We start from the raw sequence: 21,377 nt of genomic DNA on the forward strand, positions 1-21,377 counted from the left end.
CTGCGCAGAACCTGTCGCTCCGGCAACAAGCGGGACAGGCCTAATTCAGCGACGGGTCTTCAAAGGCGCGGTCGATCTGAAACAGGAGCCAAGAATGACCTTCCCCCGCCATGCCGGCATCATCTCGATCGCCATGGCCGCTATCCTCACCACGACCGGCGCCAATGCCGCGTCGGCCCAGCCCGCCAAGGGAGCACCCGCGCTGGCGGCGCAGCATTGGGACCTGGTCGAATGGAGCGGGCGCGCGCTGCCCGAGGGCAAGAAGCTGCGTCTCGACTTCGATGCCAAGACCGGCCGTTTTTCGAGCAGCACCGGCTGCAACCGCACCGGCGGCGCCTTCAAGGCCAAGGGCAGTACGATCCGCTTCGGCGGCAAGAAGGGCGGTTTCGCGAGCACGCTGATGGCTTGCCCCGAGCCCGCGATGGCGACCGAGCGTGCCTATGTCGACCGGCTGGGTGCCGTGACGCGCTACACGATCAAGGGCGACCAGCTGGTCCTGCGCACCGCCAGGGGTGAGACGCTGACCTATCAGGCCGCGCACAAGCCCGCCGCCGACGCGCCGCGCAAGTTCATCTATGTCTCGGCCGAGACCCGGCCGTGCACCGGCGTCGCCCCGATGACCTGCCTGCAGGTACGCGAGAAGGAAAGCGACCCGTGGCAGCTCCACTATTTCGGCATCGCCGACTTCGAACCGCAGCCGGGGATCGAATACCGCCTGCGCATCATCGAGGAAAAGGTGAAGAACCCGCCCGCGGACGCCTCGTCGATCCGCTGGACGCTCGATCAGGTGATCGAGCAGCGGGTCGTGAACCGCTAAGTCCCTGCGGGCCGGTGCGTTGGCGCGCGCCGGCCCGTCATTCTTCAGCGCTGCGCCGTGCCCATTCGCGATAGGGATCGGTGCCGGCGACGACAGGCAGATGCCGGATATGCATCGACTGCTCCGCGAAGGGCTTTGCCAGATCGGTATAGACCGCGGCGGTCGACAGCCCATAGGGCTCGCCGTCCTCGTTGGAAAAGGCGAACGCGACCTCGCCGATCCCGGCGAGGCGCATGGCGGCCATGCACATCGGACAGGGATGCCCGCTGGCATAGACCGCGCAGCCGGACAGATCGGCCGTGCCGAGCGCCGCGCTCGCCGCGCGGATCGCATTGAGCTCGGCATGGCCGGTGGGATCGTTGGTCGCGAGGATCGTGTTCACCCCGGTCGCCACCACCTTTCCGTCCTTGACCAGGACCGCGCCGAACGGGCGGCCGCCGGCCTCGACATTGGCCAGCGCCAGCGCGATCGCGTGCTTCAGATGGGTTTCGCCGTTCTCCATCTCTGCGTCTCCTGCGGTCCGCCTAGAGGCTGGCGACCACGCCCTCGCGCTCATTGTCCCAGATCATGCTGATCACCTTCCAGCCGTCCGGCTCTTTGTAGAGCTGGATCGAGTTGATCCCGCGCCGGTCGAGATCGGCGGCATCGGGCGAGCGCCGTGCCTCGTAGATGCTCCAGACATGCGCCATGTTGCCGAAGACGTTGATCCGCCGCGCGGTCTCGATCTCGTAAAAGGCGTTCTCCATGAAATAGGGCGTGGTGTCCGCGGCATAGGCGTCGCGGCCCATGATGCGGATCGCGGAGCTGCCGTCCGGCTCGATCCAGGTGCGCATCTGGCGGCTCTCGTCGTGGAAGATCGCGCGCTGCCGCGACCAGTCGCGCGGCCCCGCGGGCCCCGAAATGATGTCGTAGAGCTCGTCCAGCACCTTGCCGATCTCGGCCTCGTCAGCGGTCATCCGGTCTCTCCTGCGATTGTGGTCCGCCGACCTTAGGCCTCGTCCCGGCGGTTGCCGATAGGCGATGCGCGCCAATCGACTCGCAATCGTCATCGCTTGCTGGCATCCGGGGCGCCGATGCGCTCGCTGCTTCTCGTCCCGTTTGCCCTGACCGCTGCGCCTGCGCTGGCGCAGGTCCGCGCCGTGCCCACCCAGCCCGCGACCGAGCGCGAGGCGTTGCGCGGGGTCGAGGTGATCCTGCTCAACGAAGGCGCGGCGCCCGTCCCGGCCGAAGGGCCGCGCCAGATCGAGGTGACCGCGGCCGACGGCACGCGCATGACGCTCGAGCGGCTGCCTGCGCCCGCGGCGACGATCCAGCCCGGCGGTTTCGCCAAGGCGCGCTATGTTCCGGTCGCCTATGCCGCGCGTCCGGCGCCCTCTACCGCAGGCGAGCTCCCACCGGGGGTGGGCAGCGCTTACCCCGCCGATGCGCGCGCCGCGGCCTCAGCGGCGGCGGCCAATGCCGAGGGCGAGACCGAGGTGCGGCGCTCGGCGGGCACGTCTTCGGGTTTTCTGACCCGCTTCTCGCCGCATGAGCCGATCTATGGCGTATTCGGCCCGGGCGATTCGGGGACCAAGCTGCAGTTCAGCTTCGCCTTCCAGCCGTTCAGCAACGAGAGTGCGCTGAGCGGTTTCAGATTCGCCTATACCCAGACGATGTTCTGGCGGCTCGACCTGCCCTCGGGCCCGTTCGAGCACACGACCTATTCGCCCGAAATCTTCTACGAGAAGGCCGTCGACGAGACGGCGACCTTCGGGATCGGCTGGCGGCACGATTCGAATGGCGAGGGGCCGGCGACCTCGATCGATTCGAACCGTATCTTCGCGCGTTTCACCAAGGCGTTCGACCTCGGCGACAGCTGGCGTGCCGAGGTGACGCCTCAGGCCTGGTTCTATGTCGGCAAGCAGGGCGTGGCGCCCGACCTCAACCGCTATTGGGGCAATGCCTCGCTGGGCCTGACCGTGCTCAAGCCCGACAGCCTCAAGCTCAGCCTCAACGTGCGCGGCGATTTCGAGACCGGGCGCGGCGCCGCCGAACTGTTCGCCTCCTATCCGCTCGCCGATCTTGGCGGCGGGTTCGGCATCTATCTGTTCGGACAGGGCTTCACCGGCCATGGCGAGGCGCTCGACGATTACCGCCGCCGCGACACGCATGGGCGGATCGGGATTTCGCTGACGCGTTGATCTTGGCGGGCACCAATAGCGGGCGCATAAGCGTCCCAAATGAGGAGTGATATGATGCGCACGACGATCCTTGCCGCACTTGCCCTGACCGCCTCGCTTCCCGCCGCCGCCCAGATCGCGCCCGGTGCGGTTGCGCCCGATTTCACCACGCAGGGCGCGCTTGGGGGCAAGGAGTTCACACTCAACCTCAAGAAGCAGCTCAAGAAGGGGCCGGTCGTCCTCTATTTCTACCCGATGTCATTCACCCCGGGATGCAGCGCCGAGGCACAGGCCTTTGCCGCCGCCACGCCCGAGTTCAAGGCCGCGGGTGCGACCGTGATCGGCATGGCTGCCGACCCGATCGACAAGCTCAAGGACTTCTCGACCAAGGATTGCGCGAGCAAGTTCGCGGTGGCGCAGGCGACCCCCGCGATCATCGACGGCTATGACGTCGCACTCAAGCGCAACGGCGCCAAGACCGCGATGACCAGCCGCACCAGCTTCGTCATCACGCCCGACGGCAAGGTGATCTACGCGCACAGCGAGATGAGCCCTGCGCCGCACATCCGCAACACGCTGGCGGCGGTGAAGGAATGGCGCGCCAAACGCCCCAAATAATATGCTTATTGGTGGCGTAACGATTTCACCGGATTTTAGCAGTTAGCGCATAGGTCACTCGCATCAGGGTGCGTTTGCGGGCGCGTGTATGAAGCGCCCCAATGAGCGTGGGGACAGGATTATATGACGGTGGCGAGGGCCGCTCGAGCTGCAGGGGCCGATGATCCGGCCTGGCAGCTTTACGAGCGCATCGGCACATTTCTGTTCGATCAGCGGCTGGAGCCGGATCCGGCGAACTTCGCGTTCGCCTGGCATCTGCTCCACGATTCCGACAGCCCGCTCGCGCGGGCGGTCGCGGCGCTGACCGATGGCGGGGTGCGGCTGACCAAGCGCGATATCGAATCGCTGGGCGTGGACTCGCCCGCGAGCGCGCGGAGCGTCCGCGACAAGGCCGACGGGCTGGTCGCGCAGACCCAGATGCAGGTCGAAGGCTTTCAGGACATGGTGCAGGCGATGCGCGACGAGACCGCGGGCTTCGGCCGCGATCTCGCCGCCAGTGCGAGTGCGATCCGCCGCTATGGCACCGGAACCGAAGGCGCGCTGTTCGACGAACTGTCGCGCGTCACTGCGACGATGCTCGAGCGTGTGCACAGCGCCGAATCGCGGCTCGAGAACGCAACGCGCGAGGCGGTCGAACTGCGCGACAAGCTGGAGGAGGCGCGCGACAATGCCCGCCGCGATCCGCTGACCGAACTGCCCAACCGCCGCGCATTCGAAGAGGCCTATGCCGAGCTGGCCGCCACCGGCGCCGCTATGTGCGTCGCTGTGTGCGACGTCGATCACTTCAAGGCGGTCAACGACCGGTTCGGCCATGCCGTGGGCGACCGCGTGCTCAAGACGATCGCGGAGACGCTCAAGGCGAGCTGCGCGGGGCATCTGGTCGCACGCTATGGCGGCGAGGAATTTGCGATCCTGTTCGCGGCCACGGCTCTGGAAAGCGCGCGGGTGACGCTGGACAATGCCCGCGCGACCGTCGCGGCCAAGCGTTATCGCCTGCGCGAGACCGACACACCGCTGGGCGAGATCACCTTCTCGGCGGGTCTGACCTTTGTCGCCGAAGGCGAGCCGCTCTGCACCAGTGTCGGCCGCGCCGACCGGCTGCTTTACGCCGCCAAGAAGGACGGCCGGAACCGCGTCCACAGCAGCTGACGCGGCTCCTGAAAATTTTCCCAAGATTGTTGGCGTAATTTGCCAAATATATTGGCGCAAAATACGAGAAATCTCGGTAATAAAATTTCTACTCCATATAATTCAATGACTTATGAGAGTTGGCACGGACCCTGCAATCTCTTGTGCATCCCGCCGGACGGTCTGGCGGAACACAACAAGGGAACAAGATCATGGCACTCCGTTTCGACTCGCTCAGCCGCTACGCTTTCTCGCTGCTCGGCGCCGCCGCCTTCACCGCGGTTCTGATCGCCAACACCCTCAGCATGGGTCCGGTCGCCTGACCGGACCAGCCAGGAGGAGCAAGATCATGGCACGCAGCATTCTCATCACCCTCATCTCCTTCGGTCTCACGACCGTGACGATCCTCACCACCACCACCGCCGTGCCGGGCTCGGGCATCATCGCCTGAGCCCCGCAGGCCCGGCTCCAGGCGAGCCGGGATGACCGGACGGGCGATTGCCGCCTCCCCGTACCGGCAGGAACCGATCCTCCCCCCAGGGGTCGAGGATCGCCAGACGGCAAGATTTCAACGCAGCATCGCCGCCCCGTTCCGCAAGCGGAAACGGGTAACGATCCCGGTGCGGCAGGCGTCCGATTGACGGCGCACAATGCAGGGCGCATGGGGCCGCCATGCGCTTCTTCTCCGACAATGCCGCACCCGCCTGTCCCGAGGTGCTCGCGGCACTGACGGCCGCGAATGTGCAGGATACCGCCTATGACGGCGACGCGCTCAGCCAATCGCTCGATGCGCGCTTTTCCGAGCTCTTCGAAACCGATGTCGCGGTGCTGTGGCTGCCCACCGGCACCGCCGCCAATTGCCTGGCGCTCGCGTCGCTCTGCCCGCCCTATGGCGGCGTGGTCTGCCATCGCGAGGCGCATATCCAGGCCGATGAGGCAGGGGCGCCCGAATTCTTCACCCATGGCGCCAAGCTGCTGCTCGCCGAGGGGCCGGGCGCGAAGCTCACCCCCGACGCGATCCGCGCGGTGATCGACCGGATCAAGCCTGGCGTCCACTGGACCCAGCCGCACGCGATCTCGATCACCAACGCCACCGAATATGGCCTGGCCTATACGCCCGAAGAGACCGCGGCGATCGGCGCGCTCGCGAAGGAGCGCGGCCTCGGCTTCCATGTCGACGGCGCGCGTTTTGCCAATGCGCTGGTGCATCTCGGCTGCACGCCCGCCGAGCTGACGTGGCGCGCCGGGGTTGATGCGCTGAGCTTCGGCTTCATCAAGAATGGCGGCATGGGCGCCGAGGCCTTGGTGTTCTTTCGCCCCGATCTCGCCGATGCCGCGCGCGTGCGCCGCAAGCGTGCCGGCCACCTCCAGTCCAAGGGCAGGTTCCTCGCCGCGCAGTTGCACGCGATGCTCGACAATGCGCTGTGGCTGCGAAACGCACGTGCCGCCAATGAAGGGGCGGCGCTGCTCGCTCAGGTGGCGGGACCGCGCCTCGCCCATCCGGTCGAATCGAATGCATTGTTCCTCAAGGTGACGGCGGAGGAAGCCGCGTCGCTCCGCGCGCAGGGCTTCGGCTTCTACGACTGGGCGCCGGGCGAGATCCGGGTCGTCGTCTCCTGGGATCAGGATGCGGCGGCGGTCCGCCCGCTGGCCGACGCGATCGCGCGCTTGTGAGCACGGCGCCCGCGCCCAATTCCACGCGGCTTTCCGTGTTGCTGCCGTTCGCGGCGGTGACGCTGATCTGGGGATCGACCTGGATCGTCATCACCGGCCAGCTCGGCGTGGTGCCGCCGACCTGGTCGGTCACCTATCGTTTCCTGATCGCCGGGGTGGCGATGCTCGGCTGGGCCGCATTTACGCGCCAGCCGCTCCGGCTCGACGCGCGCGGCATCCTGTTCGCGGCGCTGATGGGTGCCTTCCAGTTCGCGCTCAATTTCAACTTCGTCTACCGCGCGGAGGGGCATGTCACCTCGGGGCTGGTCGCGGTGGTGTTCGCGCTGCTGCTGGTTCCCAACGCGATCTTTGCGCGCATCTTCCTCGGCCAGAAGATGGGGCGGCAGCTCATCATCGGGTCGCTGATCGCGATGGCGGGCGTTGGGCTGTTGTTCCTGCACGAGCTGCGCCGCGATCCGATGGCGAGCGGCGAGATCTGGCTGGGGATCGGCCTGACCTGCCTGGGCGTGCTGTCGGCGTCGACCGCCAACATCATGCAGGCGACCGAGACCGCGAAACGCTATCCGATGGCGACGATGCTGGGCTGGGCGATGCTGCTCGGCGCGTCGATGGACGCGACCTTCGCCTGGATCACGACCGGCCCGCCGGTGTTCGACACGCGGTTCAACTATGTCGCGGGGGTGCTCTATCTCGGCATTCTCGGCTCGGCGGTGTCCTTCCCGCTCTACTTCAGTGTGCTGCGCAAGATCGGCCCCGCCAAGGCGGCCTATTCCAGCGTGATCATCCCGGTGCTGGCGATGCTGCTTTCGACCCTGTTCGAGGGCTATCGCTGGTCGTGGCTCGCCGCGGCAGGCGCCTTGCTCGCGGGCGCGGGGCTGGTGCTGGCGCTGAGGGCGCGCAGGCCCAACCGGTAATCGGGATAAGCGGGTCGCCAGCCCAGCACGCGCTTGGCCTTGCCGTTGGCGACGCGCCGGTTCTCCGAATAGAAGGCGCGCGCGGCAGGCGAGAGGTTCGCTTCCTTCAGCGGAACCAGCGGCGGCACCGGCAGCCCCAGCAGCCGGCAGCCGAAGGCGATGACGTCGCTCTGCGGCGCGGGTTCGTCGTCGGCGAGGTTATAGGCGCCCGGCGGCGCGTCGAGCCCGGCGATCACACCGCTGGCGATGTCGTCGACATGCACGCGGCTGAACACCTGTCCCGGCACATCGATCCGCCGCGCCTCGCCGGCACGGATGCGATCGAGCGGTGAGCGGCCGGGACCGTAGATGCCCGGCAGCCGGAACGCGCGCGCGCCCAGCGCCAGCCACGCGGCGTCCGCTGTCGCGCGCGCGCTGCGCCGTCCGCTGCCGGTCGGCGCGCCTTCATCGACCCACGCCCCGCCGGTGTCGCCATAGACCCCGGTCGAGGAGAGGTAGCCGAGCCACGCATCGGCAGCCGCCAGCGCGTCGCCATAGGCGGCAAGCACCGGATCGCCCTCGCCCGGCGGCACCGAGCAGAGGATATGCGTCGCCTGTGCGACCTCGAACCGCACGCGATCGGTGTCGTCGAAGGCGACGTTGCCGGCGCTTCCGGTTGCTGCGACCCGCGCATCCGGCAGCCGCGCGGCGATCGCCGACGCGGTGTAGCCGAGGCCGAAGACGAACAGGCGCATCAATCCTCCGCCGTCACGGGGAGGATCACGTCACTTCGCGCCATATCCGTTGTAGAGCACGCCGAAGAAATCGCCCTTGTTCCAGGCCGGGCGCGCATCGGCGTCGGCGATCTCGCGGGCGATGGCGTAATTCGCCTCGATGAAGCGCACGCCCTGATCCCATTTGATCTCGGGATTGCTGATCTCGTCCGACGGGCGGTGATAGCGGGTGGCGAGGAAGCGGTTGAACGCTTCGCCCCCCGGTCCGGCCATACCCGGCCACAGGAAGACCGAAGGGATGCCCTGCTGGACGAAGCGGTAATGGTCTGAACGGACGAAGAAGCCCTGCTCGGGCATCGGATCCTTGCCGACGCCCACGCCGACACCCGCAGTCGCGCGCGCCACGATCGGGCCGAGCGTCGAGCGCGCCGCGCCGAACGCGATCATGTCCTCGAACTTGTAGGTGATCACCGGCATGTCGAGATTGACGTTCGCCACCAGGCTGGCCTTGGGCACGGTCGGGTTGTGCGCGAAATAGTCGGCGCCGATCAGCCCCTTCTCCTCCGCGGTGACCGCAAGGAACATGATCGAGCGGCGCGGTGGCTTGCCCGATGCCTGGAAGCGCTTGGCCTCCTCGATCAGCGAGGCGATGCCCATCGCATTGTCCATCGCGCCATTGTGGATCGTGTCGCCCTTCGCATCGGCCTTGCCGATCCCGACATGGTCGAGATGCGCGGAGAGGACGACGACTTCGTCCTTGAGCTTGGGGTCGCTGCCCGGGATGATCCCGGCCACGTTGCTGCTGGTCACCGTCTTGCGCTCGGTCTTGAGCGCGGCGGCGAGCGTCCCGCTGCTCGCGAAGGGCGCGATCGTCGTCTTGCCGGCTTCGGCCGCCTTCACCGCCGCGGCCCAGCCCTTGTCATTGCCGAACAGCTTGCCCGCGCCCTTGAGGCTGACCGACGCGATCGTCGGCGTGCCCTTGGCGGGCAGATGGCCGTTGCCCTGCGCATCGGCCCAGGTCATCCGCCATTCGTCCCACACTTCGGTGAGGCGCGAGAAGGGACGGACCTTCGCCGAGCTCGGGCTTTCGAGCACGATCACGCCGATTGCGCCTTTGCCCGCCGCGATCGCCGCCTTGTTGGCGTTGCTGCCGAAATGCGCGCGTTCCTCGCCGTCGAAACCACCCGGCGCGCCCGAGAAGATCGCGACGACCTTCCCCTTCACGTCCACGCCCTTGTAGTCGTCGCGCTTGTACTGCGGCGCGACGATACCATAGCCCGCAAACACCACGCCGGCGTCGATCAGCGTGCTTTCCCGTTCGGGGTTGCCGCCGGGAATATAGTCCTCGCCGAAGACGAGGCTGACCGGCGCCGCGCCGCTGCGGGTGACGGTCAGCGTGCCCTTGTCGGCGGCGCGGAAGCTGAGCAGCGGGACGGGCTGGAGATAGGAGCCGTCGATGCCCGCGGGCTTGAGACCGGCCGCATAGAATTGCGCGGCGACATATTGCGCGGCGATCTCATATTCGTTGGTGCCCGACTCGCGGCCCTTCATGGCATCGCTGGCGAGGAACATGACATGCGCCTTCATTGCGGCCTGGTCGGCAGGGAGCGCGGCGTTGACGAAGGCGTTGGTCTCGGCCGGGGTCGGCGTCTTGGCGGCTTCGGGTGCAGCCTGCGGGGCGGCTTCCTGGGCGGCGAGCGGGAGGGCAAGGCTGACAAGAGCAAGCGTGAGCGTCGGACGCAGCATCTAGATGGTCTTCCGATTGAACAAAGGATGGGCTGAGGCGTAGCACTACAGCTATACACCGCAACGAAATTTCGTGGTGCCGCCCGGGCGGCACCGCCTATAGGCTTGTCCCATGATCGACGCTCTCGCCGCCACGCCGCACATTACCCGCCGCGAAGACTATCGCGTTCCGGACTGGCTGGTGCCTGAGATCGCGCTCGACTTCGATCTCGATCCGGCGGCGACGCGCGTGACGGCGGTGTTGACCGTCGAACGGAACGGCGGGCACGATCGGGTTCTGCGGCTCGATGGCGACGGGCTGACACCGCTTGTCGTCAAGGTCGATGGCGCGGATGCCGCCTATGAGATGGACGGGCCGGCGCTGGTGATCGCACTGCCCGGCGACGCGCATGTCGTCGAGACTCAGGTCGAGATCGCGCCCGAGCGCAACACCCAGCTGATGGGCCTCTATGCCTCGGGCGGGAATCTCTGCACCCAGTGCGAGGCCGAGGGGTTTCGCCGCATCACCTTCTTCCCCGACCGGCCCGACGTGCTGAGCCGATACCGGGTGAAGATGACCGCCGACTCGGCGCGCTTTCCGGTGCTGCTCGCCAATGGCGATCCGGTCGCGCAGGGCGAAGCGCCCGACGGCAAGCACTGGGCCGAATGGCGCGATCCCTTCCCCAAGCCCTGCTACCTCTTCGCGATGGTCGCGGGCGACCTGGCCGCCAATCGGGGGACCTTCACCACCCTGTCGGGGCGCGAGGTGCAGCTCGGCATCTGGGTGCGCGAGAAGGATCTGCCCAAGACGGATCATGCGCTCCATGCCCTCAAGCTCAGCATGGCGTGGGACGAGAAGGTCTATGGCCGCGAATATGACCTCGACGTGTTCAACATCGTCGCGGTCGATGATTTCAACTTCGGCGCGATGGAGAATAAGGGGCTGAACATCTTCAACAGCCGCTACATCCTCGCCGATCCCGATACCGCCACCGATTACGACTATGACGCGGTCGCCGCGGTGGTCGCGCACGAATATTTCCACAACTGGTCGGGCAACCGGGTCACCTGCCGCGACTGGTTCCAGCTCTCGCTCAAGGAAGGCTTCACCGTCTTCCGCGACCAGAGCTTTTCGGCCGACCAGGGCTCGGCTGCGGTCAAGCGGATCGAGGATGTCCGCGGCCTGCGCGCGGCACAGTTCCCCGAGGATTCGGGGCCGCTCGCGCACCCGGTGCGCCCCGACGAATATCTCGAGATCAGCAACTTCTACACCGCGACCATCTACAACAAGGGCGCCGAGGTCATTCGCATGATGGCCACGATCCTGGGCCCGCAGAAGTTCCGTGCGGGAACCGACCTCTATTTCCAGCGCTTCGACGGCACCGCCGCGACCTGCGAGGATTTCGTCGGGTGCATGGAGGAAGCGAGCGGGATCGACCTTGCCCAGTTCCGCCTCTGGTACTCGCAGGCCGGCACGCCGCGTGTCAGCGCGACGCTGGAGCACGAAGATGGCCGCGCGCGCGTGACGATCCGGCAGGCCGTGCCGCCGACCCCCGGCCAGCCCGACAAGGCGCCGATGGTGCTTCCGCTCAAGCTGCGGCTGTTCGGCGGCGAGACCGCCAAGCCCGTGGCGCCCGAGCAGCTTGTCCTCCTGTCGGACGGGGAAGCCGAAATCGCGTTCGACGGAGTGACCGAGCGCCCGGTGCTGTCGATCAACCGCGGCTTTTCGGCGCCGGTGATCGTCGATACCAACCGCAGCGCCGCCGATCTCGCCTTCCTCTCGGCGCATGACGACGATCCCTTTGCGCGGTACGAGGCGATGCAGCAGCTGATGCTCGACACGCTGGTCGCGGCGGTGACCCAGGGCCGTGCCGATCATGCGCCGGTGATCGAGGCGGTCGGCAACACCCTCGCCGATCCTGCGCTCGACCGGGCGTTCATCGCCGAAGCGGTGCTGCTCCCCTCGGACAGTTTCATCGGCGACCAGCTGGCCGTCGTCGATCCGGAACTCATCTTCCAGAAGCGCGAGGCGCTGCGCCGCGATCTCGGCAAGGCGCTCGAACAGCAATGGCGCGATGCGCATGATGCGGTGAAGGCCAATCGCTTCGAGTACAGCCCCGCGGGCAAGGGTGCGCGGCGGCTGCGCACGGTGTCGCTCGGCTATATCAACGCGAGCGGCGCGGCCGACGGCGCGGACCTCGCCTTCGGCCAGTTCGAGGGCGCGGACAACATGACCGACCGGCAGGGCGCGCTGATGACGCTGGTCAACAGCGAGGCGCACGCCAATGCCGGCAAGCGCGAAGCGGCGCTCGACATCTTCTACCATCGCTATTCGGACAATGCGCTGGTGCTCGACAAATGGTTCCAGACCCAGGCGCTGGCGACGCGCGCCGACACGGCGGAGGCGGTCGAGGAGCTGGCGAAGCATCGCGACTTCACGCTGGCCAACCCCAACCGCGCCCGCGCGCTGGTCGGCGCGTTCGCGATCAACCAGCGTGCCTTCCATTCCGGCGAAGGGCGCGGCTATCGCTTCGTCGCCGATCAGCTGATCGCGCTCGACAAGCTCAACCCGCAGACCGCGGCGAAGCTGGTCCCGCCGCTCGGCCGCTGGAAGCGATTCGACGAGGTGCGCGCGGCGAAGATGCGGGCCGAGCTGGAACGCATCCTTGCCACGCCGGGCCTGTCGAAGGACATGACCGAGCAAGTGAGCAAGAGCCTCGAGGGCTGAGGCGCTCTCGCTTGCAATGTTGGATCCGGCTTGCGAGCCTCGGCTCGCTCTTTCTTATCGTCGATCCGTCCTCGCGCGCGTAGCAGTGTGACTCTTGGGACTTTCGGGTATCCCGATACCCGTCAGGCTATCACGTTGCGACCGCGGCGCACCGTGGCGCTGTGGCCGATGCTCGCCGCCGGCGTGCGCTCCTTGATCGTGTCGGCGAACAGCCAGTCGTTGCGCAGCTGATCGGGGGTCAGCGTCAGCGCCATATAGCCGCGGCGCGACGTGTCGCACCATTTGAGCTCGGGGTTCGCCTCGACCAGCGCACGGGCGATCACCTTGGGGTCGGTCGCGGTCGAGCTTTCATAGCCCGGTGACGTCACCGCCTGTCCCGCAAACTCGACGCCTGCGGGTCTGCCGTCCTGCGCAAGGTCATAGGCCCAGGCATTGTGGCTGTCCCCGGCGATCACGACGAGGTTGGCGTTCGCTGCCTGTGCGGCCTTGAGGAACCGCGCACGCGCCGCCGGATAGCCGCCCCAATTGTCGAGGTTGGACGGCAGCCCCACCGACGCCAGTGCCAGGCCGCCCTTCACATAGCGTTTCGCGGCCTCCGATGCGTCGGGCTTGAGCCATTCCATCGCCTGTTTCGGCGCGACCTGCCTGCCCATGATCGTGCCGAAGCCCGCCACCTGCCAGCGCGTTCCCGCCTTGACCGATCGGGCGAGCTCGGCGGCGATCCACGCCTCCTGCTCCCAGCCCATCATCGTCATCGCCGGGTCCTGCCAGGCGCCGTCGCGGAACGCCTTCAGCGCTGCGACCGGATCGGCCGCCTCGAAGAACTGCGCGGCGCTATAGGGTCTGGTGCGTCCGAGCAGCCGGGTCTCGGTCCGGAACAACGTGGCGAGCGTGCCGATCTCATAGGTCTTCCACGGCTCGTCGGAGACCGGCATCCACTCGCGCCAGGCCTGCATCGCGGCGGCGCGGCGCAGATTCCAGTCGCCTTCCTTGTCGGGCGAGTGATTCTGCGCGCCGCCCTCCCAGCTGTCGTTCGCCGATTCGTGGTCGTCCATCTGGACCAGCATCGGCTTGGCGGCATGGAGCGCCTGGAGATCGGGGTCGCTGCGATAGCTGGCATAGCGCAGGCGATAATCGGCGAGGTGAATGATCTCGGCCGCGGGGAGCTGCAGCCGGTTCGCCACCACCTGATCGAGCGCCGGATAATTCCCCTGCGGATATTCGTAGATATAGTCGCCGAGATGCACGGCGAGGTCGATATCCTCGCGCACCGCGGCATGTGCATAGGCGTTGAAGAAACCGAAGCCGAGGTTCGAGCAGGAGAAGATGGCGATGCCGAAGCGCGCCGTGTCGCCCTGCGGCAGCGTCCGCGTCCGCCCCGCCGGGGAGAAGCTGCCATCGGGCGCGACGAAGCGATAATGATAGCGGGTCGCCGGCTTGAGGCCGGTGACGACGATCTTGGTCGTCCAGTCGCGCCACGGCCCGGTGATCGCTTCGCCGCCCGCCACGATCCGGGCGAAGTCCGCGCTGTCGGAGACCTCGACCTTGAGTTTCGCCGAGTCGCCCTTGCCGACATAACGGGTCCAGAGCAGCATCGAGGTCGGCCCCGGCTCGCCGCTCGCGACATTGTGGGTGAAGCCATCCGCCATGGGCACCTGCGCGAAGCCGGGGATGGCATAGGCGCCAAGGCCAAGCGTGCCGGTGAGGACAAAGGCGCGGCGGTCGATACGGATGGTCATGGCAGGTCTCCCTCGCGGCGTCCTTGGCCCGTGCATGTGGCTGGTTCGTGACAGTCGATCCTGACAGGTCTAGAGCTTGCCGCAACCGACTGGTTTCCGGAGTTACCGATGCGCAAATCCGCCCTCGCCGCGCTGCTTCTCGCCACCGCCGCCTGCAATCAGGCGCCCGCGGGGAATGAGACGGCCGCCGCCGCCGACAGCTATGACCTCGCCGCACAGAAGGCGAAGCTCGCGGTGATCGACATGAAGGCCGACACGAGCTTCCTGACCGATGAGGAGCGGCAGGTGGTCAATCTGCTGATCCAGGCGTCGGACATCATGTCGACCATCTATCGCACCCAGCGCGATTCGAACTGGCAGGCAACGCGCGCCGGGATCGAGAAGCAGGGCGATGCGCTCAAGCTCGAGATGTACGACCGCAATTTCGGACCGTGGGACGAGGTTGCGGACCTTCACCCGTTCGGCGGCGGCGCGAAGATGCCCGAGGGCGCGGGCTTCTATCCCGCCGACCTCACGCGCGAGGAGTTCGACGCCTATCTCGCCAAGAACCCGGGCGAGAAGACGGCGCTCACCAGCCCCTATACCGTCGTCGTCCGCGACGGGGTGAAGCTGAAGGCGGTCCCCTATTCGGTCGCCTACAAGACCGAACTGACCCAGGCGGCGAAGCTGCTGGAGCAGGCCGCGGCGATCACCACCAACGCCAGCCTCAAGAAGTTCCTGACGCTGCGTGCCAAGGCCTTCCTGACCGACGATTATTTCCAGTCGGAGCTGGCGTGGATGGACCTGGAGGGCACGCCGATCGAGGTCGCGATCGGGCCGTATGAGGTCTATACCGACCGGCTCCACGGCCAGAAGACCGCGTTCGAAAGCTTCGTGACGCTCAAGGATCCGGCCGAGTCCGCTGCACTTGCCAAGTACAAACGCTATCTGCGCGACATGGAGGCGAACCTGCCGGTCGCCGCCAAGTACAAGAATTTCCAGCGCGGCTTCGAAAGCCCGATCGCCGTGGCGGAGCAGATCCGCGGCGGCGGCGACAACGTCCCGGGCGTGCAGACGATCGCCTTCAACCTGCCCAATGACGAGCGCGTGCGCGAGGCCAAGGGCGCGAAGAAGGTGATCCTCTCCAACGTGCTCGGCGCGAAATATGAGCGGATCCTGAGCCCGATGGCACCTTTGGTGCTGGTGCCCGATCAGGCGAGCCTGGTCGCCAAGAAGTATATGCAGCTCGAGACGCTGTTCCACGAGCTGTCGCACAGCCTTGGGCCGGGCACGATCGTGGTGGACGGCAAGCGCACGACGGTGAGCGAGGCGCTCAAGGATCAGGCATCGGGGCTGGAGGAAGCCAAGGCCGATGTGATGGGCGCGTGGAACATCCTGTTCATGATGCAGAAGGGCGAGCTGCCCGCGGCGGAGAAGTCTCAGCTCTTCGCCACCTATCTTGCCGGCACCTTCCGCGCGATGCGCTTCGGGATCGAGGAAGCGCACGGCAAGGGCGCAGCGATGCAATATGGCTATCTGAAGGCCAAGGGCGCGTTCGTCTGGGACGCCAAGGCTGGCCGCTACCGCATCGACGACGCCCGGTTCGAACTGGGGCTGCGCGATCTGCTGCGCGACATGATCGTGCTGCAGGGCAATGGCGACTATGACGGGGTCAAGGCATTCATGGCCAAATGGGCGGTGCTCGACGACAATGCCCGTTCCGTGATCGCGTCGATGAAGGCGATCCCGGTCGATATCGTGCCCGTCTACCCGAACAAGGTGTGAGCATTTCCAACGGGCCGCGCTGGCTGATCCTGCTCGCCGTCGCTCTGGCGGCGCGCGCGGTCACGTTCGGCAATCCGATCCTGCATGTCGACGAGGAATTCTACTTCGTCGCTGCCCGGGCGATGCTCGACGGCGCGGTACCGTTCGTCGATGTGTGGGACCGCAAGCCGATCGGGCTGTTCCTGATCTACGCGCCCGCGGCGGCGCTTGGCTATCCGGCGGGGATCTTGGCCTATCAGGCACTGGCGCTGGCGTGCCTCGTCGCGACGGCGGTGCTCGCGGCGCGGCTGGCGGACCGGGCGGGATGGCACCGGGGAGCACTCGCGGCGGGGATTGCGGTTATTCTCTGGCCCAACCTGATCGACGGGCAGGGCGGGCAGGCGCCGGTCTTCTACAATCTGCTGATGATCGCGGCCGCCACGCTGATCGTGCGCGGCGAGCGGGAAGCATCGGCGGGGAAGCGTTTCGCGGGCGGGTTCGCGGCGATGGCGCTCGTTGGCCTCGCACTGCAGGTCAAATACGCTGCGGTGTTCGAGGGGCTGTTCTTCGGACTGTGGCTGCTGTGGCGCGAATGGCGGGCGGGTCGCGGGCTGGTGCGTCTGGCGCTTTCCGCAGTCCCGCTGGCGGGCGTCGCGCTGCTGCCGACGCTGGCTGCCTGGGCCGTCTATGCCTCGATGGGCCAAAGTGAGGCTTGGCTCTATGCCAACTTCCTCTCGATCCTCGACCGCAATCCCGACCCGGCGCTTGAGCAGATCGGTAACCTTGCCGCGATCACGCTGATCCTCTCGCCGTTGCTGGCGGCCGCAGCGCTGGGCTGGCGGCAGCGCGGCGGGTCGGACGCCGCCGCGTTCCTGTTCGCCTGGGCGCTTGCTGCCGTTGGTGGCCTGCTCGTCTTCGGCTCCTATTTCGAACATTACGCGCTGCCGCTGATCCCGCCGCTCGCAATCTGTGCCGCGGCCTTCCTTGGCGTGCATCGCCGCTTCGCCTTCTGGGTATTGTTGCTGGCTTTTGCCGGGGGGCAGATATTGCTGCTCGCCAAGCGCTCGACGCGCGGCACCCCGGGCGAGATTGCGGCGATCGCCCGGACCATCGGCACCGGGCCGGGGTGCCTGCATGTCTATTCGGGTTCGACGATGCTCTATCCGATGACCGGGCGGTGCGCGGTCACCCGCTGGATCTTTCCCAGCCATTTGAGCCGCACGCGCGAGCGCGGGGCGATCGGGGTCGATCAGGATGCCGAGATCGACCGCATCCTCGGGCAGCATCCCGAATGGGTGGTAATGCGCAAACCCTATCGCGGCGAGCGGCCGGAGATTCGCGAACGCATGCTGTCAGGCGTGAAGCGCGACGGCTATCGTGAGATCAGCGTGATGCCGCTGGGTAATGAGCGCTATACTCTCTGGCGCCGTGCCATGCCCCCGGCGCGCTCGGCGATCAGTTCCGAATAGAGATCGACCAGCGCGATCGCATGGTCGCGATCCGACAGCACCTGCCCCGCGGCATGCCGCGCCGCGGCGCGCAGGATCGGCTGATCGCGCGCGAACAGCCGCCGGATCGCTGCCGCGGCTGATTTGGAATCGCCGCCCTGATAGGTCTCGGCGAACAGCGGGTCGGCCACTTCGGCGCAGCCGCCGTCATTGGGCACGATCAGCGGCAGGCCCGATGCCAGCGCCTCCGATGCGACCAGCCCGAACGGTTCCTGGTCCGATCCATGGATCAGCGCGTCTGCGCTGGCGAGGATGCGGCTGAAGCGTTCGCGGTCATAGACCGGGCGGAACAGGCGGATATGCGTGTTGCCCGCAATCTGTCGCTCGAGCTGCGCGCGCTGCATCCCGTCGCCCAGCAGCATGAGGCCGACGGGCATGTTGGCGCCTGCGCGTTCGACCGCATCGATCACCACCGGCCAGCGCTTCTCGCGATGATGGCGGCCGAGTCCGATCAGCAGATGCCCCTCGGGCGGAAGATCGAGCTGCGCGAGCATCGATGCGCGCAGTTCCTCATCGCGCAGCGCGGGCGAGAAGTGATTGCGGTCGATCCCCAGCGGCATTGCCGCATCGACATGGATGCCGCGGCGGCGGTACCGCTTGGCCAGCGCCGGGCCGTTGGTCACGAAGGCGTCATAGCCCTCGAGAAACTTGTTCATGTAGCGCGTGTACCAGCCGAACATCTGCTCGATGCGGTCGGGGCCGGCGAAGGGCGCGAGCCAGCGTTGCGGATAGGCGCCGATATTGTCGTTGTGCGCGAAGAAGACCTTGAGCGCATCGCCCTGCCAGCTGCCGACGCCCCAGGCCGGACGCCAGGGCGAGCTGTTCTCGACCACATCGGGCTTCAGCTGGTCGAGCAGGTGGACGACCGGCGCCATGTCCTTGAACAGCCAGTAGTTGCGGTCGACGATCAGCGGCGGCGCCTTGACCCAATAGATGCGCCCGCCATCCGGGCGATCCTCGATCCGGTCCTCGTCATAGGGCGCGATGACGATCAGCTCATGGCCGAGCTCGGCCAGGATGCGCATCTTGCGGTCGAGATAGGTGCGCACGCCGCCGCCGGTCGGCGAGTAATATTCATTGACGTCGACGATCCGCATCGCGTGCCTCAGGCTCTAGTCGTTCGGATCATAGGGCGCGAAGCCCGACAGCCCGCGCAGATACTGGGCATGGATTGCGATGGTTGTCACGCCCGACCCGACGCTGATGGCCGCCTCGCTGAGCTGCGGCCGGCTGCGGCCGAGCTTGCGGTTGCTGGCGAATCCCGCGCCGTCCTTCCAGAAGTTGAACTTGTTCTTGCCGTCGCGGTCATGCGTGAACAGCAGCGCGTAGCGGCCCGGGCGCGGTGCGCGGATGCACAGGCTGACTGCGCCCGTCTGGGGCGTCGGCGTCCACAGCCGGGCAAAGAACTTGCCCTCATTCTTGAGCTTGGTGTCGTCCTTGAGGAAATCGTCCTCGTTCGCAGGATAGAGTTCCAGCTTGAGCCGTCCGCTGCGATCCTTGAGCCCGGTGACGTTCACGCGGACCGACGGCGTCGAGCCGTTGCACATGGCCGCCGTGCCCTCCAGAAGCTGAGCGGCAGCCGGAGAGCTGAGGGTGGCGGCGGCGAAGAGAAGGGGAACGGCGAAACGAATGGTCATATATCCTTCCTGATCAGCCCGAGCAGTCCGAAGCCGGCGAACAGCACGACATGGACCAGCAGGGTGAGCGCCGCCGTGAAGGCAAGCAGCTCCGACAGGGCCTGGCCCTGACCGATCAGTATGATCGCGAAATTGGCGAAAAGAAGATCCTTATTGGGCACGAACGGCAGGCGCGACACCAGCATGCGCGCCGCGGCAAGGATCAGCCACATGCCGAGCGACACGTCGGGCATCGCGAAATGCCAGGCGCAGGCGATCAGGATCGAGCCCACCAGCAGACGCAGCGAATGGATGCCGAAGATCCACCACAGCGTGTTCCCCCGCAGCGAGAAGACGCGTTTGGAGAAGATCAGGAAGGGCACCGACATGCCGACCATGATCGCGATCGAGGCAAGGGCGGTGTTGAACTGTGCCGGAGACAGCAATTCGGTGGCGAGCGGCAGCGCGAGCGCGAGCATCACCAGCGTGATCGCATTGCCCGCGATCGCCGAGAGGATCGAAACGTCCTTCACCGCGCCGAACGGTGCCGCCACCATCTGCGTGCGCTGGCGCGCCCAGGCGTAGAAATAGGCTTCGCCCGAATAGCCGAGCACGACTTCGTTCGCGATGCGTTTGCGGTGCAGCGCGACCATGCCCGACGCGGGAATCTTCCACAGCTTGCGGAAGATGACATAGTCGAAGGTCGGCGGGCCGAGGTAGAAGAGCGCGAAGAACAGGTAGAAGACCCAGCTGCTCGGCGCCATCTGAGAGAGACCGGTCAACCCCTTGTCGAACAGCTCGTGCGCGAGCCCGGCGATCATCAGCAGCGACAGCGCTGCGCCCAGCAATGCGGGCCAGCGGCGCCTGATCTTCTGGATCGGCTCCAATCCCGCAAGATCGGGCGCCGTGAGAGGCGCCGCGGCGATCGGGGCGGGATTTGCGACAGACGTGTTCATTGAAGCTTGCGCTCCCGGTGGTTCAACATAGGCCAAACTGGTGCCCTTCTCCGGAAGCGTAACGTTCTTGGCGCGTCTTTAGCTGCATCCAGGCTGAACCTCAGATTACAACGCTTCCCCGTCAGGGGCCGCGCGCAGCCTGCCCCTGCCAGCAAAATACGGTTTCTTCCGGGAATGATTTGGGCTTTAGCTGGGCAGCCTTCAACCCCACTCCGGATCGCCGTGCCCGATCAGACCCCCACCGCAGCGCATATTCTGAGCTTTGCCCAGACGCTCAAGGGCGGCGGAGTCGAGCGCGCGCTGCTGCGGATGGCCGATGGCTGGGCGCGCGCCGGGCGGCGGGTGACGCTGGTGATCGGGGATACCGGCGGTGCGCTGGCGCACGAGATTCCGCCAGGGGTCGAGGTGCGCGAACTGGGCAGCACCGCCTATCGCGCGCTGTTCGGGCTCCACGCCATCGTTCGTGAGCTCCGGCCCGACATCGTCTTCTGCCCCGGCAATCATTACACCGGCGCTGCCTTCTGGCTGCATGCACGGCTGGGCAAGGCCTGTCCGCCGATCGCGGGCAAGGTGTCCAACGCGCTGGTGCGCCCCGACCTGCCGCGCGGTGCGGGGGCGGGATATCGCACCTGGCTGCGCATGCACCCGCGCTTCCTCGACGCAGTGGTGGCGATGACCCCGGCGATGGCCGGTGAGGCGGTGGGTGCGATGGGGCTGTCCCCTTCGCATGTCCATGTCATCCCCAACCCGCCCGCCCGGCCCATTCCCGGCGCGCGGCCGCCAGCGTTACCGGAGGGGCGATTCCTGCTCGGCGTCGGCCGGCTGGCGCCGCAGAAACGCTGGGAACGGCTGATTGCGGCGATGCCGCGCCTTCACGATCCGGACGTCAAGCTGGTGATCCTGGGTGAAGGCGAGGAGCGCGCTACGCTCGAGCGGCTGGTCGAACGGTCCGGGCTGGAGGATCGCGTGCTGATGCCCGGCCATGCGCCCGATCCGCTGCCCGCGATCGAACGCGCCGCGGCGGTGGTACTGACCAGCGAGTTCGAAGGCGTGCCCGGCGTGATCCGTGAGGCGATTGCCGCCGGCACGCCCGCCATTGCGACCGATTCGAGCGTCGCGATCCACGAACTGATCGATTCGCCTGCGCGAGGTACCATCGTCCCGCCGGGGGATCGCGCCCGGCTGGTCGGCGCACTCAACCATTGGCTGATGCCCGGGCGTCAGCGTCCGGAACCGCGGCCCGAGACGGGGCCGGACCCGGTGCAGATGTATCTCGACCTGTTCGATGATCTGGTTGGCGCCAGGATTCAGCTTCGCTGAATTGCGGTACCGGCCCAGT

At 66.9% G+C, this 21,377-nt stretch carries 18 protein-coding genes; 10 read left to right on the forward strand and 8 right to left on the reverse strand.

The features are described 5' to 3' along the window. The first annotated feature begins 94 nt into the window (after window positions 1–94). Complete coding sequence (locus AC07TU_RS03700) at window positions 95–817, forward strand: DUF4377 domain-containing protein (protein WP_495186554.1); 723 nt, start codon at window positions 95–97, stop codon at window positions 815–817. Between the two features lie 37 nt (window positions 818–854). Here AC07TU_RS03700 and AC07TU_RS03705 read toward each other — a convergent pair whose 3' ends face one another. Beyond that, window positions 855–1,319, reverse strand: coding sequence for a nucleoside deaminase (locus AC07TU_RS03705; RefSeq protein ID WP_495186555.1), 465 nt, complete (start codon window positions 1,317–1,319; stop codon window positions 855–857). Window positions 1,320–1,341: 22 nt separating this feature from the next. After that, a complete protein-coding gene (locus AC07TU_RS03710; RefSeq protein WP_495186556.1) occupies window positions 1,342–1,773 on the reverse strand; it encodes a nuclear transport factor 2 family protein in 432 nt (143 codons plus the stop codon). 117 nt (window positions 1,774–1,890) lie between these two features. Here AC07TU_RS03710 and AC07TU_RS03715 point away from each other — a divergent pair, with 117 nt between their 5' ends. The 5 genes from AC07TU_RS03715 to AC07TU_RS03735 all read left to right on the forward strand — a co-directional run bounded on the left by AC07TU_RS03715 (window position 1,891) and on the right by AC07TU_RS03735 (window position 7,310). Next, window positions 1,891–2,997, forward strand: a complete 1,107-nt coding sequence (locus AC07TU_RS03715) for a phospholipase A (protein ID WP_495186557.1) — start codon at window positions 1,891–1,893, stop codon at window positions 2,995–2,997. 51 nt (window positions 2,998–3,048) lie between these two features. Then, entirely contained in the window at window positions 3,049–3,594 is a 546-nt protein-coding gene (locus tag AC07TU_RS03720) for a peroxiredoxin (RefSeq protein WP_495186558.1), read from the forward strand. Window positions 3,595–3,717: 123 nt separating this feature from the next. Continuing rightward, a complete protein-coding gene (locus tag AC07TU_RS03725; RefSeq protein WP_495186559.1) occupies window positions 3,718–4,743 on the forward strand; it encodes a GGDEF domain-containing protein in 1,026 nt (341 codons plus the stop codon). A 651-nt stretch (window positions 4,744–5,394) separates the two neighbouring features. After that, on the forward strand, window positions 5,395–6,396 hold the full coding sequence (locus AC07TU_RS03730; protein ID WP_495186560.1) for a threonine aldolase family protein: 1,002 nt from the start codon (window positions 5,395–5,397) through the stop codon (window positions 6,394–6,396). Then, window positions 6,393–7,310 (forward strand): DMT family transporter, encoded by a 918-nt coding sequence (locus AC07TU_RS03735; protein WP_495186561.1) that lies wholly within the window; start codon window positions 6,393–6,395, stop codon window positions 7,308–7,310. Before AC07TU_RS03730 ends, AC07TU_RS03735 begins: the two co-directional genes overlap by 4 nt. On the opposite strand, the gene AC07TU_RS03740 is transcribed toward AC07TU_RS03735, so the two are convergent. Both AC07TU_RS03740 and AC07TU_RS03745 read right to left on the reverse strand, forming a co-directional pair. Further along, on the reverse strand, window positions 7,220–8,044 hold the full coding sequence (locus AC07TU_RS03740) for a Rossmann-fold NAD(P)-binding domain-containing protein (protein ID WP_495186562.1): 825 nt from the start codon (window positions 8,042–8,044) through the stop codon (window positions 7,220–7,222). The genes AC07TU_RS03735 and AC07TU_RS03740 overlap by 91 nt on opposite strands. A 30-nt stretch (window positions 8,045–8,074) precedes the next feature. Next, entirely contained in the window at window positions 8,075–9,769 is a 1,695-nt protein-coding gene (locus AC07TU_RS03745; protein WP_495186563.1) for a M28 family metallopeptidase, read from the reverse strand. Between the two features lie 112 nt (window positions 9,770–9,881). Between AC07TU_RS03745 and pepN the strand changes: the two genes are divergently transcribed. Continuing rightward, the gene (gene pepN / locus AC07TU_RS03750) at window positions 9,882–12,476 is read left to right on the forward strand and encodes an aminopeptidase N (protein ID WP_495186564.1); all 2,595 of its coding nucleotides are present in this window, start codon (window positions 9,882–9,884) and stop codon (window positions 12,474–12,476) included. 122 nt (window positions 12,477–12,598) lie between these two features. Here the strand turns inward: pepN and AC07TU_RS03755 are convergent, their stop codons facing one another. Beyond that, window positions 12,599–14,215: an alkaline phosphatase D family protein gene (locus AC07TU_RS03755; protein ID WP_495186565.1), complete on the reverse strand. Its 1,617-nt coding sequence runs from the start codon at window positions 14,213–14,215 to the stop codon at window positions 12,599–12,601. 108 nt (window positions 14,216–14,323) lie between these two features. Between AC07TU_RS03755 and AC07TU_RS03760 the strand changes: the two genes are divergently transcribed. Together AC07TU_RS03760 and AC07TU_RS03765 are read left to right on the forward strand one after the other, a co-directional pair. Continuing rightward, window positions 14,324–15,979, forward strand: a complete 1,656-nt coding sequence (locus AC07TU_RS03760) for a DUF8614 domain-containing protein (RefSeq protein ID WP_495186566.1) — start codon at window positions 14,324–14,326, stop codon at window positions 15,977–15,979. Next, window positions 15,976–17,427, forward strand: coding sequence for an ArnT family glycosyltransferase (locus tag AC07TU_RS03765; protein WP_495186567.1), 1,452 nt, complete (start codon window positions 15,976–15,978; stop codon window positions 17,425–17,427). Before AC07TU_RS03760 ends, AC07TU_RS03765 begins: the two co-directional genes overlap by 4 nt. Here the strand turns inward: AC07TU_RS03765 and AC07TU_RS03770 are convergent. The 3 genes from AC07TU_RS03770 to AC07TU_RS03780 are packed head-to-tail and all read right to left on the reverse strand — an operon-like array spanning window position 17,370 to window position 20,038. Continuing rightward, complete coding sequence (locus tag AC07TU_RS03770) at window positions 17,370–18,563, reverse strand: glycosyltransferase (RefSeq protein WP_495186568.1); 1,194 nt, start codon at window positions 18,561–18,563, stop codon at window positions 17,370–17,372. The genes AC07TU_RS03765 and AC07TU_RS03770 overlap by 58 nt on opposite strands. Window positions 18,564–18,578: 15 nt before the next feature. Continuing rightward, the gene (locus AC07TU_RS03775; RefSeq protein WP_495186569.1) at window positions 18,579–19,103 is read right to left on the reverse strand and encodes a DUF2141 domain-containing protein; all 525 of its coding nucleotides are present in this window, start codon (window positions 19,101–19,103) and stop codon (window positions 18,579–18,581) included. Further along, window positions 19,100–20,038 (reverse strand): hypothetical protein, encoded by a 939-nt coding sequence (locus AC07TU_RS03780; protein WP_495186570.1) that lies wholly within the window; start codon window positions 20,036–20,038, stop codon window positions 19,100–19,102. The genes AC07TU_RS03775 and AC07TU_RS03780 overlap by 4 nt, the downstream gene beginning before the upstream one ends. Before the next feature lie 222 nt (window positions 20,039–20,260). Here AC07TU_RS03780 and AC07TU_RS03785 point away from each other — a divergent pair, with 222 nt between their 5' ends. After that, window positions 20,261–21,358 (forward strand): glycosyltransferase, encoded by a 1,098-nt coding sequence (locus tag AC07TU_RS03785; protein ID WP_495186571.1) that lies wholly within the window; start codon window positions 20,261–20,263, stop codon window positions 21,356–21,358. Window positions 21,359–21,377 lie beyond the last annotated feature (19 nt).

This window comes from Sphingomonas sp. GW821-FHT03E12 (assembly GCF_059420685.1).